Origin of the sequence: Variovorax saccharolyticus (assembly GCF_030316765.1) — a bacterium.
GTDB lineage: Bacteria > Pseudomonadota > Gammaproteobacteria > Burkholderiales > Burkholderiaceae_C > Variovorax > Variovorax saccharolyticus.
In genome coordinates, this window is record NZ_JASZYT010000002.1 from 511127 (window position 1) to 527391 (window position 16265).

Annotated in this window: 16 protein-coding genes; 12 read left to right on the forward strand and 4 right to left on the reverse strand. The window is 67.8% G+C overall.

Annotated features, from left to right (window positions below; all coding sequences use genetic code 11):
• Nucleotides 1-75: 75 nt before the first annotated feature.
• On the reverse strand, nt 76-375 hold the full coding sequence (locus QTI45_RS08565) for a hypothetical protein (RefSeq protein WP_286654046.1): 300 nt from the start codon (nt 373-375) through the stop codon (nt 76-78).
• A gap of 5 nt (nt 376-380) precedes the next feature.
• Entirely contained in the window at nt 381-803 is a 423-nt protein-coding gene (locus QTI45_RS08570; protein ID WP_286654047.1) for a hypothetical protein, read from the reverse strand.
• 114 nt (nt 804-917) lie between these two features.
• Between QTI45_RS08570 and QTI45_RS08575 the strand changes: the two genes are divergently transcribed.
• The 10 genes from QTI45_RS08575 (at nt 918) to QTI45_RS08620 (ending at nt 11232) form a co-directional block, all read left to right on the forward strand.
• Nucleotides 918-1214, forward strand: a complete 297-nt coding sequence (locus tag QTI45_RS08575; RefSeq protein ID WP_286372925.1) for a hypothetical protein — start codon at nt 918-920, stop codon at nt 1212-1214.
• A 158-nt stretch (nt 1215-1372) separates the two neighbouring features.
• Entirely contained in the window at nt 1373-2056 is a 684-nt protein-coding gene (locus QTI45_RS08580) for a TetR/AcrR family transcriptional regulator (protein WP_286654048.1), read from the forward strand.
• A gap of 75 nt (nt 2057-2131) precedes the next feature.
• A complete protein-coding gene (locus tag QTI45_RS08585) occupies nt 2132-3928 on the forward strand; it encodes an acyl-CoA dehydrogenase C-terminal domain-containing protein (protein ID WP_286654049.1) in 1797 nt (598 codons plus the stop codon).
• 5 nt (nt 3929-3933) lie between these two features.
• Nucleotides 3934-4368 carry a DUF2147 domain-containing protein gene (locus tag QTI45_RS08590; protein ID WP_286654050.1) on the forward strand — a complete coding sequence of 145 codons (435 nt, stop codon included), beginning with the start codon at nt 3934-3936 and terminating at the stop codon, nt 4366-4368.
• A gap of 33 nt (nt 4369-4401) precedes the next feature.
• Complete coding sequence (locus QTI45_RS08595; RefSeq protein ID WP_286654051.1) at nt 4402-6801, forward strand: 3-hydroxyacyl-CoA dehydrogenase/enoyl-CoA hydratase family protein; 2400 nt, start codon at nt 4402-4404, stop codon at nt 6799-6801.
• 11 nt (nt 6802-6812) lie between these two features.
• Nucleotides 6813-8012, forward strand: a complete 1200-nt coding sequence (locus QTI45_RS08600) for an acetyl-CoA C-acyltransferase (protein ID WP_286654052.1) — start codon at nt 6813-6815, stop codon at nt 8010-8012.
• Nucleotide 8013: 1 nt separating this feature from the next.
• Nucleotides 8014-8916 (forward strand): alpha/beta hydrolase family protein, encoded by a 903-nt coding sequence (locus tag QTI45_RS08605; protein WP_286654053.1) that lies wholly within the window; start codon nt 8014-8016, stop codon nt 8914-8916.
• Between the two features lie 28 nt (nt 8917-8944).
• Complete coding sequence (locus QTI45_RS08610; protein WP_286654054.1) at nt 8945-9775, forward strand: acyl-CoA thioesterase; 831 nt, start codon at nt 8945-8947, stop codon at nt 9773-9775.
• A 42-nt stretch (nt 9776-9817) separates the two neighbouring features.
• Nucleotides 9818-10411 (forward strand): 2-hydroxychromene-2-carboxylate isomerase, encoded by a 594-nt coding sequence (locus tag QTI45_RS08615; protein WP_286654055.1) that lies wholly within the window; start codon nt 9818-9820, stop codon nt 10409-10411.
• Nucleotides 10412-10467: 56 nt separating this feature from the next.
• Entirely contained in the window at nt 10468-11232 is a 765-nt protein-coding gene (locus QTI45_RS08620; RefSeq protein ID WP_286654056.1) for an enoyl-CoA hydratase, read from the forward strand.
• Nucleotides 11233-11250: 18 nt separating this feature from the next.
• Here QTI45_RS08620 and QTI45_RS08625 read toward each other — a convergent pair whose 3' ends face one another.
• Nucleotides 11251-11673: an acyl-CoA thioesterase gene (locus QTI45_RS08625; RefSeq protein WP_286372935.1), complete on the reverse strand. Its 423-nt coding sequence runs from the start codon at nt 11671-11673 to the stop codon at nt 11251-11253.
• Nucleotides 11674-11734: 61 nt separating this feature from the next.
• On the opposite strand from QTI45_RS08625, the gene QTI45_RS08630 reads away from it, so the two are divergent.
• A complete protein-coding gene (locus tag QTI45_RS08630) occupies nt 11735-13567 on the forward strand; it encodes an ABCB family ABC transporter ATP-binding protein/permease (RefSeq protein WP_286654057.1) in 1833 nt (610 codons plus the stop codon).
• A gap of 32 nt (nt 13568-13599) precedes the next feature.
• Nucleotides 13600-14544 (forward strand): 2-hydroxyacid dehydrogenase, encoded by a 945-nt coding sequence (locus tag QTI45_RS08635; protein WP_286654058.1) that lies wholly within the window; start codon nt 13600-13602, stop codon nt 14542-14544.
• 235 nt (nt 14545-14779) lie between these two features.
• Here the strand turns inward: QTI45_RS08635 and QTI45_RS08640 are convergent, their stop codons facing one another.
• The gene (locus tag QTI45_RS08640) at nt 14780-16222 is read right to left on the reverse strand and encodes an amidase (protein WP_286654059.1); all 1443 of its coding nucleotides are present in this window, start codon (nt 16220-16222) and stop codon (nt 14780-14782) included.
• Between the last annotated feature and the right edge of the window lie 43 nt (nt 16223-16265).

Here is a 16265-nt window from a genome sequence, read left to right on the forward strand (position 1 = left end):
GAGATTCTCGTGCATCGCGGCCGAACCATGGGTTCTGGCCGACGCCAGCCGTCGCGGTTTCCCTAGCTTCGACCTCTAGCCCGCACTGTCCTTGCTGCGCTCCGCACGTCGGCGCAACCAGCGCAGCAGCCAGATGCCCAGCAGCAGGTTGAAGGACATGCAGGCCGCCAGCAGGATGCCCGCCAGCCAGGGCGAGTTGCCCGGCAGCATGCCCAGCAGCGGCAAGCCCCACGGCGAGGCAAGCACGATGGCAAACACGGCGGCGAGCGGGTCGGGCTCCGATCCGAACCATCCCTTGGCACTGACGGGGATGATGAGGAGCGAGAGCACGCCGACGACACCGTAGGCTTGGAGCAGCATGCGAAGGGCGCGCATGGGGCTCAGTTCACCACGGCAATCTTGAGCGTGTACGCAGCCGACTTGCCCTGGCGGGCGGCAGCACGATTGAGGAAGACGCGCACCCGATAGTCGCCGTTGGCGGGCAAGGCTCCCGACCACCTGGGTTCGCCAGCCACCTCGCCGCGGTAGAGCGCCTCCTCGCTGCCAGGCGCCAGCACGTTGAAGTAGGCCGAGGTGGACTTCGTCTGCATCTCGACGGTCATCTTCTGCCCTGCGCCAGCACGCACGACGTAGTCGCGTGCAGCGGCATCCGGACCTTGAAGCTTGCCTTGGACCGCCGCGCTCGAGGCGCCCTTCTTGAAGGCCACCGTGGTGGACGGGACGGCGGCGGGCTGGGCCGCAGTCATCAGCGGCGAGAGCAGCAAGGCAACGACAAACAAGGCTGCAGGGATTCGTGAGCGCATGCGAGGTCCTTTCGTGGCGGCCGACGCTGAGGGCCGACGAAAGAAATGTTACCTCCGCCTTGAAATATGGGAGCCAACGTATGACATTCGGACACCAGACGCCAGGCCGGCGAAATGGCCGGCAGCCAACCCCCTGTCGAAAGGGCCGATGTGGACATCTCGCTTGTCGAACGATTCCATTACCAGGGATGGCGTGTGCTGGTCTACGTCTGGTGGGACCGGCCCGAACAGCGATTTTCCGGCAGGGCCGAGCTCTACCGGCAGGGCGTGTTCAGGTGCCGGATCGCATTGGGCAAGGAGTTTGATTCCGCTGAAGACGGAGTCGCCTCGTTGCGGAGCAGGGCCCGCGCATTCATCACGGATTGGGAGCGACGTCTGCACGACGCCGATAGCGAGTTCAGTGAGTTGTAGCCCTCCCGGAGGGAGGCTGCCGAAGTTCGATTCCTGCGAGAACGCTCGCCACCAAGTGGCGTAAAGACCCGCGAAGTTCGTGGGTCATTGCACTTGGGGAACCCGGAAATCTCCTGCAAAATAGCACGACCGTTCGTTTTATTCCTTTCGCCTTCCTGATGCCCGACACCGCCACTTCCGCCAAGTCTTCCCGCGCGCCCGCCAAGGGCCAGCAGACCAAGGCCGTCATCATCGACGCGGCGCTGGGCCTGGCGGCCCAGATCGGCCTCGAGGGCCTGTCGATCGGCGCGCTCGCCGAGGTCACGAAGATGAGCAAGTCGGGCGTCTTCGCGCACTTCGGGTCGCGCGAGGAACTGCAGATCTCGGTGATCCGCGAGTACCACCTGCGTTTCGAGCACGAGGTGTTCTTTCCGGCGCTGCAGGCGCCGCGCGGCTTGCCGCGGCTGCGGGCGATGTTCGCCAACTGGATGAAGCGCACCTCGGCCGAGATCGACTCCGGTTGCATCTACATCAGCGGCGCGGTCGAGTTCGACGATCGCACCGGGCCCGTGCGCGACGCGCTGGCCGACTCGGTCAATACCTGGCTGGCCGCGATGTACCGCGCCGTTCTGCAGGCCCAGACCGAGGGCCACCTGCGCGAGGACGCCGACGCCAAGCAGATCGCCTTCGAGGTCCACGCGCTGATCCTGGCGCTGCACTACGAGGCCCGCTTCCTGCGCTCGCCCGATTCGCTGGCGCGTGCCAACGCGGGCTTCGACAACATCCTGCGCCGCTGCGGCGCCACCGACACCTTGCTCGCCGCGCCCGCACCGGCGCCGCGGCGCCTCAAGACCGCGCGCTGATCGCGCGCGGCCGGCTTCCCGCCTTTCGTTTTTCTTTTCTTTTTCTCTTCCCTCAGCCTTTCCGGAGACCTTTACATGCCCGCCTACACCCCACCTCTGCGCGACATGCAGTTCGTGATGCACGAAGTGCTCAAGATCACCGACGAACTCAAGGCCATGCCCAAGCACGCCGAGGTGGACGCCGACACCATCAACGCGATTCTGGAAGAGGGCGGCAAGTTCGCCTCCGAGGTCACCTTCCCGCTCAACATCGGCGGTGATGAAGAAGGCTGCGTGCTCGACAAGACCACGCACGAGGTGAAGACGCCCAGGGGCTTCAAGGATGCCTACGCCAAGTTCGTCGAAGGCGGCTGGCCGGCACTGTCCTGCGATCCGGCCTACGGCGGCCAGGGCCTGCCCTACGCGGTCAACCAGTGCGTCTACGAGATGCTCAACTCGGCCAACCAGGCCTGGACCATGTACCCGGGCCTTTCGCACGGCGCCTACGAGGCCCTGGCCGCGCACGGCACCGACGAGCAGAAGAAGACCTACCTGCCCAAGCTCACTTCGGGCGAGTGGACCGGCACCATGTGCCTGACCGAACCCCATTGCGGCACCGACCTCGGCCTGCTGCGCACCAAGGCCGAGCCGCAGCCCGACGGCACCTACAAGATCACCGGCAACAAGATCTTCATCTCGGCCGGCGAACACGACATGACGTCGAACATCATCCACCTGGTGCTGGCCCGCCTGCCGGACGCGCCCAAGGGCAGCAAGGGCATCAGCCTGTTCGTGGTGCCCAAGTTCAACGTCAACGCCGACGGTTCGCTCGGCAGTCGCAACGGCATCTTTTGCGCCGGCCTCGAGCACAAGATGGGCATCCACGGCAACGCCACCGCCCAGATCGTGATCGAGGGCGCCACCGGCACCCTGGTTGGCCAGCCCAACAAGGGCCTGGCGGCGATGTTCGTGATGATGAACGCGGCCCGCCTGGGCGTCGGCAACCAGTCGCTGGGCCTGACCGAAGTCGCGTTCCAGAACGCGCTGGCCTATGCCAAGGACCGCACCCAGATGCGCTCGCTGTCCGGCGTCAAGGCCAAGGACAAGGACGCCGACCCGATCATCGTGCACCCCGACGTGCGCAAGATGCTGATGACCGCCAAGGCCTATGCCGAAGGCGGCCGCGCGCTGGCGATCTTCTGCACCCTGCTGCTCGACAAGGAGCACAACCACCCCGACGAGAAGGTGCGCAAGGACTCGGGCGAAGTGGTCGCGCTGCTGACGCCGATCGTGAAGGCCTTCATCACCGACAACGGCCACACCGCGACCAACGCCTGCATGCAGGTCTTCGGCGGCCATGGCTTCATCAAGGAATGGGGCATGGAGCAGTTCGTGCGCGACAACCGCATCAACATGATCTACGAAGGCACCAACACCATCCAGTCGCTGGACCTGCTGGGCCGCAAGATCCTCGGCAACAACGGCGCGACCCTGAAGAAATTCGGCAAGCTGGTGGGCAAGCTGGTCGAGGAAGAGGGCGTCAACGAGAAGATGAGCGAGTTCATCACGCCGGTGGCGGTGCTGGGCGAGCAGCTCACCAAGTTCACGACCGAGATCGGCTTCAAGGGCTTCCAGAACCCCGACGAAGTCGGCGCCGCCGCGGTGGACTACCTGCGGGTCGCGGGCCACTTCGTGTTCGGCTACATGTTCGCGCTGATGGCGCGCACCGCGCTGCGCGAGATCGCGGCCGGCAACACCGACCCGTTCTACGTCGCCAAGCTGCAGACCGCGCGCTTCTATTTCGCCAAGCTGTTCCCCGAGACCGCGACGCTAATGCGCACCGCGCGTGCCGGCAGCGCGCCGCTGATGAACACCGACGCCGCGCTGGCCTGAACGCCATGAAAGCCCTGCTCGCAGCGATCGCCCTGGCGGCTTCGGCCGCCTCCGCCCTGGCCCAGATGACCCCGGTGGGCGTCTGGCGCAGCGTCGACGACAAGACCGGCGAGTCGAAAGCGGAGATCCGCATCGCCGAATCGGGCGGCGCACTGGCCGGCCGCATCGAGAAGACATTGCGCAAGGACGCCAAGCCCGACGCGGTGTGCGACGAGTGCACCGACGAGCGCAAGGGCAAGCCGATCGCCGGGCTGGAGATCATCCGCGGCGGCAAGAAGGCCGAAGGCAAGGACGTCTGGGAAGGCGGCCGGATCCTCGACCCCGAGAACGGCAAGGAATACCGCGCCAGCTTCACGCCGATCGACGGCGGCAAGAAGCTCGAAGTGCGCGGTTACCTGGGCCCCTTCTGGCGCACCCAAACCTGGATGCGTGTGCAGTAAGCACGCGCGTTCCACATCAAGAAGCAAACCACCATGTCCAGATTCCAAGTGAAAAAGGTCGCCGTGCTCGGCGCCGGCGTGATGGGCGCGCAGATCGCGGCCCACCTCGTCAATGTGCGCGTGCCGGTCGTGCTGTTCGATCTTCCTGCCAAGGAAGGCCCGAAGAACGGCATCGTCATGCGCGCCATCGACAACCTCAAGAAGCTCAAGCCTGCGCCGCTGGCCGACGTGGCCGATGCCGCCCTGATCGAGCAGGCCAACTACGAGACCGATCTCGCCAAGCTCGGCGAATGCGACCTCGTGATCGAAGCCATTGCCGAGCGCATGGACTGGAAGCTCGATCTCTACAAGAAGATCGCGCCGCACGTCGCCAAGCATGCGATCCTGGCCTCGAACACCTCGGGCCTGTCGATCACCAAGCTCAGCGAGGCATTGCCCGAGGCGCTCAAGCCGCGCTTCTGCGGCATCCACTTCTTCAATCCGCCGCGCTACATGTTCCTGGTCGAGCTGATCAATACGCCGACCACCGAGCCCGAAGTGCTCGACCAGCTCGAGACCTTCGTCACCAGCGCGCTCGGCAAGGGCGTGGTGCGAGCGCACGACACGCCCAATTTCATCGCCAACCGGGTCGGCATCGCCGGCATGCTGGCGACCCTGAAGGAAGTCGAGAAGTTCGGCCTCACGCCCGACGTGGTGGACGACCTCACGGGCAAGAAGCTCGGCCGCGCGAGCTCGGGCACCTTCCGCACCGCCGACGTGGTGGGCCTGGACACCATGGCCCACGTGGTCAAGACGCTGCAGGACAACCTCGACGAGAAGAGCGATCCGTTCTACACCAACTTCGCGACGCCGCCGGTGCTCGCCAAGCTGCTCGAACTCGGCAACCTGGGCCAGAAGACCAAGGCCGGCTTCTTCAAGAAGGCCGGGCGCGACATCCTGCGCTTCGACCTGGCCAAGGGCGAGTATGTGCCCTCGGGCGACAAGGCCGATGAGGTCTACGGCCGCATGCTCAAGAAGCCGGCGGCACAGCGCCTGAAGCTGCTGCGCGAGAGCGAAGGCGCACAGGGCCAGTTCCTCTGGGCGATCCTGCGCGACAGCTTCCACTACGCCGCGGTGCACCTGGCGACCATCGCCGAGAGCGCGCGCGACATCGACTTCGCGATGCGCTGGGGCTTCGGCATGAAGCAGGGCCCGTTCGAGCTCTGGCAGGAAGCCGGCTGGACGCAGGTCGCCAAGTGGATCCAGGAAGACATCGATGCGGGCAAGGCGCTGTCGACCGCACCGCTGCCCAAGTGGGTGTTCGAAGGCCCGGTGGCCGAAGCCGGTGGCGTCCACACGCCAGCGGGTTCGTGGAGCGCTTCGAAGAACAGCTTCGTCGCCGCCCGCAAGCTGCCGGTGCATGAACGCCAGCTGTTCCCCGAGAGCGTGCTTGGCGCCGATGCGCCCGACGCCAACAAGGCCGGCACCACGATCCAGGACGAGGGCGACGTGCGCCTCTGGACGCTCGACGGCGAGGTGCTGATCGCCAGCATCCATTCGAAGATGCATGCCATCAGCCCGGACGTCGCCGAGGCCCTGGCGGCCGGCGTCGAGCTGGCCGAGAAGGAATACAAGGCGATGGTGATCTGGTCGCCCGACGAGATGTTCTCGGTCGGCGCCGACCTGCAGGCGATGCTGCCGGCCTTCGTGGTCGCGGGCATCGGCGCGGTCGAAGGCGCCGAGCAGGAGCTGCAGAACGTCATGCTCAAGATCCGCTACGCCAGCGTGCCGGTGGTGTCCGCCGTGCGCGGCCTGGCGCTCGGCGGCGGTTGCGAACTGGCGGTGCATTCGGCGAAGCGTGTCGCCGCAATGGAAAGCTACATCGGCCTGGTCGAAGTCGGCGTTGGCCTGATCCCCGGTGCTGGCGGCCTGACCTACATCGCGCGCCGTGCGGCCGAGAACGCGGCCGCATCGACCGGCAGCGACCTGCTGCCCTTCCTGACCGAAGGCTTCACCGCCGCGGCCATGGCCAAGGTCGGCACCAGCGCGCTCGAATCGAAGAAGCTCGGCTACCTGCTCGACAGCGATGTCGTGGTGCCGAACAAGGACGAGCTGTTGTACGTGGCCTTGCAGCAGGCCAAGGCGATGGCCGACGCCGGCTGGCGCCCGCCGCTGCGCCGCCAGTTCAAGGTCGCGGGCCGCAGCGGCGCCGCCACCATCAAGGGCCAGCTGGTCAATATGCGCGACGGCGGCTTCATCAGCGCGCACGACTTCCACATCGCAAGCCTGATCGCCGAAGTGGTCACCGGCGGCGACATCGATGCCGGCTCGCTGGTCACCGAGGAATACTTGATGGCGCTGGAACGCAAGGCGTTCTGCTCGCTCATCGTGCACCCCAAGACGCAGGAACGCATCATGGGCATGCTCAGCACCGGCAAGCCGGTGCGCAACTAAGGACAGACACCATGAGCAAGCAAGTACAAGACGCCTACATCGTCTCCGCCACCCGCACGCCGATCGGCAAGTCGCACCGCGGCTACTTCCGCAACTACCGCCCCGACGACCTGCTCGCGACCACGCTGAAGGCGGCGCTGGCGGCCGTGCCCGGCCTCGATCCGAAGGCGATCGAGGACATCATCTGCGGCTGCGCGATTCCCGAATCGCAGCAGGGCCTGAACGTGGCGCGCATCGGCGCCGTGCTCGCCGGCCTGCCCAACAGCATCGGCGGCATCACGGTCAACCGCTTCTGCGCCTCGGGCCTGTCGGCGGTGCAGATGGCGGCCGACCGCATCCGCGTCGGCGAGGCCGAAGTGATGATCGCCGCCGGCGTCGAGAGCATGAGCATGGTGCCGATGATGGGCAACTCGCCCTCGCTGTCGCCCTCGATCTTCGAGCGCGAAGGCGACGTCGGCATCGCCTACGGCATGGGCCTGACCGCCGAGAAGGTGGCCCAGCAGTGGAAGGTCAGCCGCGAGGCGCAGGACGCCTTCGCGCTCGAGTCGCACCGCCGGGCGCTGGCCGCCCAGCAGGCCGGCGAGTTCGCCGACGAGATCACGCCGATCGAGGTCACCGACCGCACGCCCGATCTCGCCACCGGCGAATCGAAGGCCAGGAGCCGCATCGTCAGCCTCGACGAAGGCGCGCGCCCCGACACCACGCTCGAAGGCCTCGCCAAGCTGCGCACCGTGTTCGCGGCCCGCGGCTCGGTCACGGCCGGCAACAGCTCGCAGACCTCGGACGGCGCCGGCGCGCTGATCATCGCCAGCGAGAAGGCCTGCAAGCAGTACGACCTGAAGCCGCTGGCGCGCTTCGTGAGCTTCGCCAGCAAGGGCGTGCCGCCGCACATCATGGGCATCGGCCCGATCGAGGCGATCCCGGCGGCGCTGCGCTATGCCGGCCTGACGCAGGACGCGATCGACTGGATCGAGCTCAACGAGGCCTTCGCGGCGCAATCGCTGGCGGTGATCAACACGCTGGGCCTCGATCCGGCCAAGGTCAATCCGATGGGCGGCGCGATCGCGCTGGGCCATCCGCTGGGTGCCACGGGCGCGATCCGCTCGGCGACGGTGATCCACGCGCTGCAGCGCAAGAAGCTCAAGTACGGCATGGTCACGATGTGCGTGGGCATGGGGCAGGGCGCGGCGGGGATCTTCGAGCGGGTGTGAGATGGAGCACCGCAGCCTGCAGGTCGACGAGGGCGTGCGGATCGCCGTGCGCCTCTATGAGCCGGACGGAGCGCCGCGCGCCAGCGTGGTGATCGGCGGCGCGATGGGCGTGCGGCAGGCCTTCTACGAGCCTTTCGCACGCTGGCTCGGGCAACAGGGCCTGCGGGTCTGGACCTTCGACTACCGCGGCTGCGGCGATTCCCGTCCCGCCGATGCCGGCGCTTCGCTGCGCGGCTTCGAGGCCGATCTCTTCGATTGGGCGCGCGACTACGAAGCCGTCATCGGCGAGGCCAGGGCCTCGGGCCCGCAGCTTCCGTTGTATCTGCTGGGCCACAGCCTCGGCGCCCAGCTGCCGGGCTTCCTCGAGCGCCCGCAGCAGGTCGACGGCCTGCTGAGCATCGCCGCCGGCAGCGGCTACTGGCGCGAGAACGCGCCGCGGCTGAAGCGCAGCATCCTCTACTTCTGGTTTTTCCTGGTGCCGCTGGCCACCCGGATCTGGGGCTACTTCCCCGGTCGCAAGCTGCGCAAGGTGGGTGATCTGCCGCGCGGCGTGATCCTGCAATGGCGCCGCTGGTGCCTCGACCCTCGCTACGGTATGGGCGCCGAGGGCGAAGCGGCCGTTCGAAGCTACGGCAAGGTCCGCTTCCCGGTGCTGGCGCTGTCGATGACCGATGACGAACTGATGACGCTGGAGGGCACGCAAAGCCTGCTGAGCTTCTACAGCGGTGCACCCAGCGCGCTGCAGCGCATCGCGCCCTCGGATGTGCAGGCCCGGCGGATCGGCCATTTCGGGTTGTTCCGCGAGCAGTTCAGCCAGAGCCTGTGGCCGCGGGTGGCCGACAGCCTGCACGACCTGGCGGCGCTGACTGCGCCGGCCAGGAACGTCCCGCACACGACTGCGTGACAGGCCCTCACGGAGGCACACTGCGCCCATGAAGACACACCCCCTCGACAAGGCCCTCGACCTGGTGCACAGCGACATCCAGGCGGGGTGCTTCACCGGAGCCACCAGCCCGGACTACTGGAACATGGTCGGCCCCTTCGGCGGCACGACCGCCGCCGTGATGCTGCAGGCCGTGCTGAGGCATCCCGACCTGCTCGGCGAGCCGGTGGCGGTGACGGTGAACTATGCGGCAGCCGTGAGCGAGGGCGCCTTCGAAGTGCTGGCGATCCCGGTGCGCACCAACCGCTCCACCCAGCACTGGACGATCCAGATGTCGCAGGCCGGTGCCGACGGCAAGACCCATGTGACCACCACCGGGACCGCGGTCACCGCGCTGCGGCGCGAAACCTGGGGCACCAGCGATTTCCCGATGCCCGAGGGGCCGCTGCCCTCGGCGGTCGAGCGCGCCACCATCGGGCCGGCAAGGGCGGCCTGGATCGCCCAGTACGAGATGCGGCCGATCATCGGTTCGATCCCGACCGTGTGGGACGGCGGCGGCGACTCCAGCGAGACGCGGATGTGGCTGCGTGACGCCGAGCCGCGGCCGCTCGATTTCGCCGCGCTGATGGCGCTCAGCGACACCTTCTATCCGCGGGTCTGGCTGCGGCGCGCCACGCCGGTGCCGATCGGCACCGTGTCGATCACGACCTACTTCCATACCGACGCCGCGATGCTGGCCGAGGTGGGCACCGGCTACCTGCTGGGCCGGGCCACCGGGCAGCAGTTCCGCAACGGCTACTTCGACCAGGCGGCGCAGCTCTGGGGCGAGTCGGGCGCGCTGCTGGCCACCAGCAACCAGATCGTCTACTTCAAGGAATGAGTGCCCTGCCGCGACAATGATCGGCAGCACAAGGAGACCCGCATGACGACGAAATCCGTCGATTTCTATTTCGACTTCGGCAGCCCGGCCGCCTACCTGGCCTATACGCAGCTGCCGCACCTGTGCGCCGACACCGGCGCTGCGCTGGTCTGGAAGCCGATGCTGCTGGGCGGCGTGTTCCAGGCCACCGGCAACCGTTCGCCGGCCGAGGTGCCGGCCAAGCGGCCCTACATGAACGCCGACCTGAAGCGTTTCGCCGCGCGCTATGGCGTGCCATTCAGGCACAACCCGAACTTCCCGATCAACACGCTGCTGCTGATGCGCGGCGCCACCGGCCTGCAGATGCGCGAGCCCGAGCGCTTTCGCGCCTATGTCGATGCCGTCTACCACGCGATGTGGGTCGAGCCGCAGAATCTCAACGATGCCGCGACCGTCGGCGCCGTGCTGCAGGCGGCCGGCTTCGACGCGGCCCAGCTGCTGGCCTTGGCCAATGACCAGGAGGTCAAGGACCGGCTCAAGGCCAACACCGAAGAAGCCGTGCAGCGCGGCATCTTCGGCGCGCCGACCATGTTCGTCGGCGGACAGATGTTCTGGGGCCAGGACCGGCTCGACTTCGTTCGAGAAGCCCTGGCCTGACCGTGGGCCCCGCCCGGCGGCGGCCTGATCCCCCCCGTTTTTTTCAAGGACCTCCCATGAGCGACATCCTCGTCCACACCGAAGCCGGTGTGATGACCCTGACCTTCAACCGCCTCGACAAGAAGAACTCGATCACCAGCGCGATGTACGGCGAACTGGCCGACGCGCTGGCCCAGGCCGAGCAGGACGGCGCGGTGCGCGCGGTGCTGATCCAGGGCGACGCCACGATCTTCAGCGCCGGCAACGACATCGGCGACTTCCTCAACAAGCCGCCGTCGACCGAGGAATCGCCGGTGTTCCGCTTCCTGCGCGGCATCGCGAGCTTCCCGAAGCCGATCGTGGCGGCCGTCTGCGGCCCGGCGGTGGGCATCGGCACCACGATGTTGTTCCACTGCGATCTGGTCTATGCCGGCGACAACGCGGCCTTCTCGATGCCCTTCGTCAACCTGGGCCTGTGCCCCGAAGCCGCATCGAGCCTGCTGGTGCCGCAGATGTTCGGCTACCACCGCGCGGCCGAGGCGCTGCTGCTGGGCGAACCCTTCATGGCCGAGGCGGCGCTCGAGGTCGGGCTGGTCAACCGCGTGGTGCCGCCGACCGAAGCCAACGGCATTGCCCAGGCGCAGGCGCGCAAGCTCGCGGCCAAGCCGCTGAGCGCCCTGATCGAGACCAAGCGCCTCATGAAGAAGTCGCAGCTGCCGGCGCTGCTCGAGCGCATGGGCGAAGAGGGCCAGAGCTTCGGCCGCATGCTGCGCGAGCCGGCGGCGCGCGAGGCCTTCACGGCCTTCATGGAAAAGCGCAAGCCCGACTTCTCGAAGGTCTGAGCGGCCCGGAGGCCGCGGTCAGTCCTTCTCGATCGGCCGGGGCCGGCCGTCGTCGTCGATCGCGACGTACGTGAAGGTCGCCTCGGTCACCTTGATGTATTCGCCCTGCGCCCGGAAGCGCTCGGCGAAGACCTCGACCGTGACCGTGATCGAGGTGCGCCCGATGCGCACCAGCTTCGAGTAGAACGACAGGATGTCGCCCAGCCGCACCGGCTGCTTGAAGATGAATTCGTTGACCGCCACGGTCGCCATCCGGCCCTTGGCGTAGCGCGCCGGAATCACCGAGCCGGCCAGGTCGCACTGCGCCATGACCCAGCCGCCGAAGATGTCGCCATTGGCGTTGCAGTCGGCCGGCATGGGGATCACCTTGAGCACCAGCTCCATGTCGGCCGGTAGGCTCTTGAGCGTGGCGGGGAGGTTGGCGCTGGAATCTGCGGACATGGGCACAATCTGGGGTCGGGTCGTCAGACCCTTCTGAAAACAACAGCCACGATTGTCTCCCATGCGCCGCAGCGGCGAAGCACTTTCCTCTCCCCACCCCACCTCGGCGGGCACGCCCGCCCGCAGCGACCGATCCGACTGGGCGACGCTGCGGCGGCTGTTTCCCTACCTCTGGCGTTACAAATGGCGCGTGATGGCGGCGCTGGCCTTCATGGTCGGCGCCAAGGTCGCCAATGTGGGCGTGCCGGTGCTGCTCAAGAACCTGGTCGATGCGATGTCGATCAAGCCCGGCAGCGCCGCCTCGCTGCTGGTGGTGCCGGTCGGGCTGCTGGTCGCCTACGGGCTGCTGCGGCTGTCGACCGCGGTCTTCAACGAGCTGCGTGAGCTGGTCTTCGCCAAGGCCACCGAGGGCGCGGCGCGCAGCATCTCGCTGGAGGTGTTCCAGCACCTGCATGCGCTGAGCCTGCGCTTCCACCTGGAGCGCCAGACCGGCGGCATGACGCGCGACATCGAGCGCGGCACGCGCGGCGTGCATTCGCTGATCTCGATGTCGCTCTACAGCATCGTGCCGACGATCATCGAGCTGACGCTGGTGCTGACCATCCTGGGCGTGAAGTTCGACTCGGGCTTCGTCTGGATCACGCTGGCCGCGCTGGTGGTCTACATCTCCTTCACGGTGGTCGTGACCGAATGGCGGACCCAGTTCCGCAAGACCATGAACGAGCTCGACTCGGTGGCGCAGAGCCGCGCGGTCGATTCGCTGCTCAACTACGAGACGGTCAAGTACTTCAATAACGAAGGCTTCGAGGCCGGCCGCTACGACGCCAGCCTGGAGCGCTACCGCAAGGCGGCGGTCAAGAGCCAGACCACGCTCAGCATGCTGAACGCGGGCCAGCAGTGCCTGATCGCGGTCAGCCTGGTGGCGATGCTCTACCGTGCCACGCAGGGCGTGGTCGACGGCCACATGACGCTGGGCGACCTGGTGATGGTCAACGCCTTCATGATCCAGCTCTACATTCCGCTCAATTTCCTGGGCGTGATCTACCGCGAGATCAAGCAGAGCCTGACCGATCTCGACAAGATGTTCGTGCTGCTCGAGAAGGAGCGCGAGGTGCGCGACGCGCCGGAGGCCCGGCCGCTGGCGGGCCGCGATTCGACGGTGCGCTTCGAGGACGTCAGCTTCGCCTACGAGGCGGCGCGGCCGATCCTGAAGCACGTGAGTTTCGAGATTCCGGCCGGCAAGACGGTGGCCGTGGTCGGCCCGTCGGGCTCCGGCAAGTCGACGCTGGCCCGATTGCTCTACCGCTTCTACGACGTCCAGCAGGGCCGCATCACGATCGGCGGCGAGGACATCCGGCAGGTGACGCAGGCCAGCGTGCGGCAGGCGATCGGCATCGTGCCGCAGGACACGGTGCTGTTCAACGACACGGTCGAATACAACATCGCCTACGGCCGTCCCGGCGCTGGCCGGGAAGAGGTGGAGGAGGCCGCGCGGGCGGCGCGCATCCACGACTTCATCGTCCACACGCCCAAGGGCTACGAGACCATGGTCGGCGAGCGCGGGCTGAAGCTCTCGGGCGGCGAGAAGCAGCGGGTGGCGATTGCGCGCACCCTGCTCAAGAACCCGCCGATCGTGATCTTCGACGAGGCCACCTCGGCGCTGGACTCGGCCAACGAGCGGGCGATCCAGTCGGAGCTCAAGAGCGCGGCGCGCAACAAGACCACGCTGGTGATCGCGCACCGCCTGTCGACGGTGGTCGACGCGCACGAGATCCTGGTGCTCGAGAGCGGCGTGATCGTCGAGCGCGGCACCCATGCGCAGTTGCTGGAAAGCCAGGGCAAGTACGCCCAGATGTGGCGCTTGCAGAAGCTCGAGGCCGAGCCGGTGCTGTGAACCCTTTTTGTTGATTCAGGAGCATGTCGAGAATGTCGGAAAAGATTCCCCTGTTGGTACTCAACAGTCTGTCGCGAGCCCACCAGGCGCAGCTCGCCGCGGTCTACGACCTGACCTACCTGCCGCTGGCGGCGCAGGCCGAGCGCGAGGCGCTGCTCGCCGCCCAGGGCGGGCGCTTCCGCGCGGTGCTGACGATCGGCTCGATCGGTCTCACGGCCGCGGACATCGCCGCGATGCCGAAGCTGGAACTGGTGTGTTGCATGGGTGCGGGCTATGAAGGCGTTGCGCTGGAGGCGGCGCGCGCGCGGGGCATCGCGCTCGCGAACGGCGCAGGCACCAACGACGACTGCGTGGCCGACCACGCCATGGGCCTGCTGATCGGCGCGATGCGCCACATCCGCACGCTCGACCGCCTGTGCCGCGAAGGCGTGCGGCGCGAGACGATTCCGCATCCGCCCAACGTGTCGGGCAAGCGCCTCGGCATCGTGGGCCTGGGCATGATCGGCCAGAAGATCGCGCGGCGCGCGGCCGGCTTCGACATGCCGATCGGCTATCACAACCGGCAGCCGCGCGAGGGCGTTGCGCACCGCTACTTCGACAGCGTGCGGTCGCTGGCCGACTGGGCCGATATCCTGGTGGTCGCGACGCCGGGGGGTGCCGGCACGCGCCACCTGGTGGACGCGGCCATCCTCGATGCGCTGGGGCCGCAGGGTTTCCTGATCAACATCTCGCGCGGCAGCGTGGTCGATACCGAGGCCCTGGCGGCGGCCCTGCGCGAAGGGCGCATCGCCGGGGCGGGGCTCGATGTCTACGAGAGCGAGCCGCTGCCGCCGGAGCCCCTGATCGGACTCGACAACGTGCTGCTGACGCCGCACATGGCGGGCTGGTCGCCCGAGGCTACGCAGGCCTCGGTGGACCGCTTCATGGCGAATGCCGAGGGGCACTTTTCGGGGCGTGGGGTGGTGTCGCCTATCTGATCTGTTGGCGGCGTGGGCTGTGTGGGCGGCGGTGGCGGACGGTATGCCCCGGGCCGGCCGACGTCACCGGCCGCTGCGCGGCTGCCCTGCGCTGCTCACGGTACGCGGGGTCCGCGCAAACTCGCTTCGCTCAAACACGCGCGGCCCTTTTTCCGCGCACCGCTGCGCTGCTCGGCGGTGCCTCAACGGCCAGCCCGGGGCATACCGCCCACCACCGCTGACAGGTCGAGGCTCCTCAACCAATCGCGGAAGGCTTCAAGTTCCCCCACCCGCAGGCCAGGTCATACGCATGCCCCAGCTGCAGCACCGCCATGTCCGCGTGTGCCGGCCCCGCGATCTGCAGGCCCATCGGCAACCCCTCGCCGTTGAATCCTGCGCGCACATTGAGCGTCGGCAGCCCGGCCAGCGTGAAGGGCGTGACGATCTCCATCCAGCGGTGGTAGGTGTCGCTCTCCACGCCGCCGACCGACTTGGGCCAGGTCAGTGCCGCGTCGAACGGAAAGACCTGCGCCGTCGGTGCCACCACGAAGTCGAAGCGCTCGAAGGCCCGCAGGAACGCGCGGTAGACGTTGGAGCGATAGACCGAGGCCTGGTACAGCGCCGCGGCGTCGAGCAGGAGGCTCTGCTCGATCTCCCAGCGCGCCTCGGGCTTGAGCTTGGCGCGCAGCGTCGGGTCGGCATGCGCGGCGCCCAGCTTGCCGCCGACCAGCAGTTGGCGCAGCCGCAGCCAGGCGGTCCAGTTCTGCTCGCGCGGCACGTCTAGCTGGCACGGCTCGACCTCGCAGCCGAGATCGTCGAAGGTCTTCAGCGCGCCCTCGCACAGTTCGCGCACGCCGGGCGCCAGCGGCAGATCGGGCCAGATGCTGCCGAGCCAGCCGATGTGCAGGCCCCGCGTGTCGCTGTCGAGCCGCAGCGCATCGGGCGAGGGCAGGGCGCCTTCGAGCGACAGCGGCAGCCGTGGATCGAAGCCTGCCTGCACCGCGAGCAGGCGCGCCGCATCCTCGACGCTGCGCGCCATCGGTCCCTCGGTGCCGAGCTGCTGCAGGAACAGATCGTCATCCGGCGCACCGGGCACCCGGCCGCGCGAGGGCCGAAAGCCGATCACGTTGTTGAAGGCGGCAGGGTTGCGCAGCGAGCCGCCCATGTCGCTGCCGTCGGCAACCGGCAGCATGCCGAGGGCCAGCGCCACCGCGGCCCCGCCGCTGCTGCCGCCGGCGCTGAGCGCGGGCTGCCAGGCATTCAGGGTGGTGCCGAAGACCGTGTTGTAGGTGTGCGAGCCGAGCCCGAACTCGGGCGTGTTGGTCTTGCCGATGACGATCGCACCGGCGTCGCGCATGCGGGCCACATGAAGGCTGTCGCTGCGCGCCGGCGTGCGCGGCGCGATCGGCGATCCCATCGAGGTCGGCAGGCCGGCGGCATGGCTCAGGTCCTTGACCGCCAGCGGGAAGCCGTGCATCCAGCCAAGGCGCTCGCCGCGCGCGATCCGGGCATCGCGCTCGTCCGCTTCGACCAGCAGCTGCTCCGGGTCGCGCAGCGAGACGATCGCGTTGAAGCGCGGGTTCAGCGCCTCGATGCGCGCCAGCGCGGCGCTCATCAGCTCGCGGCAGGAGACCGCGCGGGTGGCGATCAGTCGTGACAGGCGGGTGGCGTCGAGGGCAAGAAGTTCGGCGGCGTTCATGGCGGCGGCGGGGCGGGTTGGCGATGCACCAGTATGTCGCAGC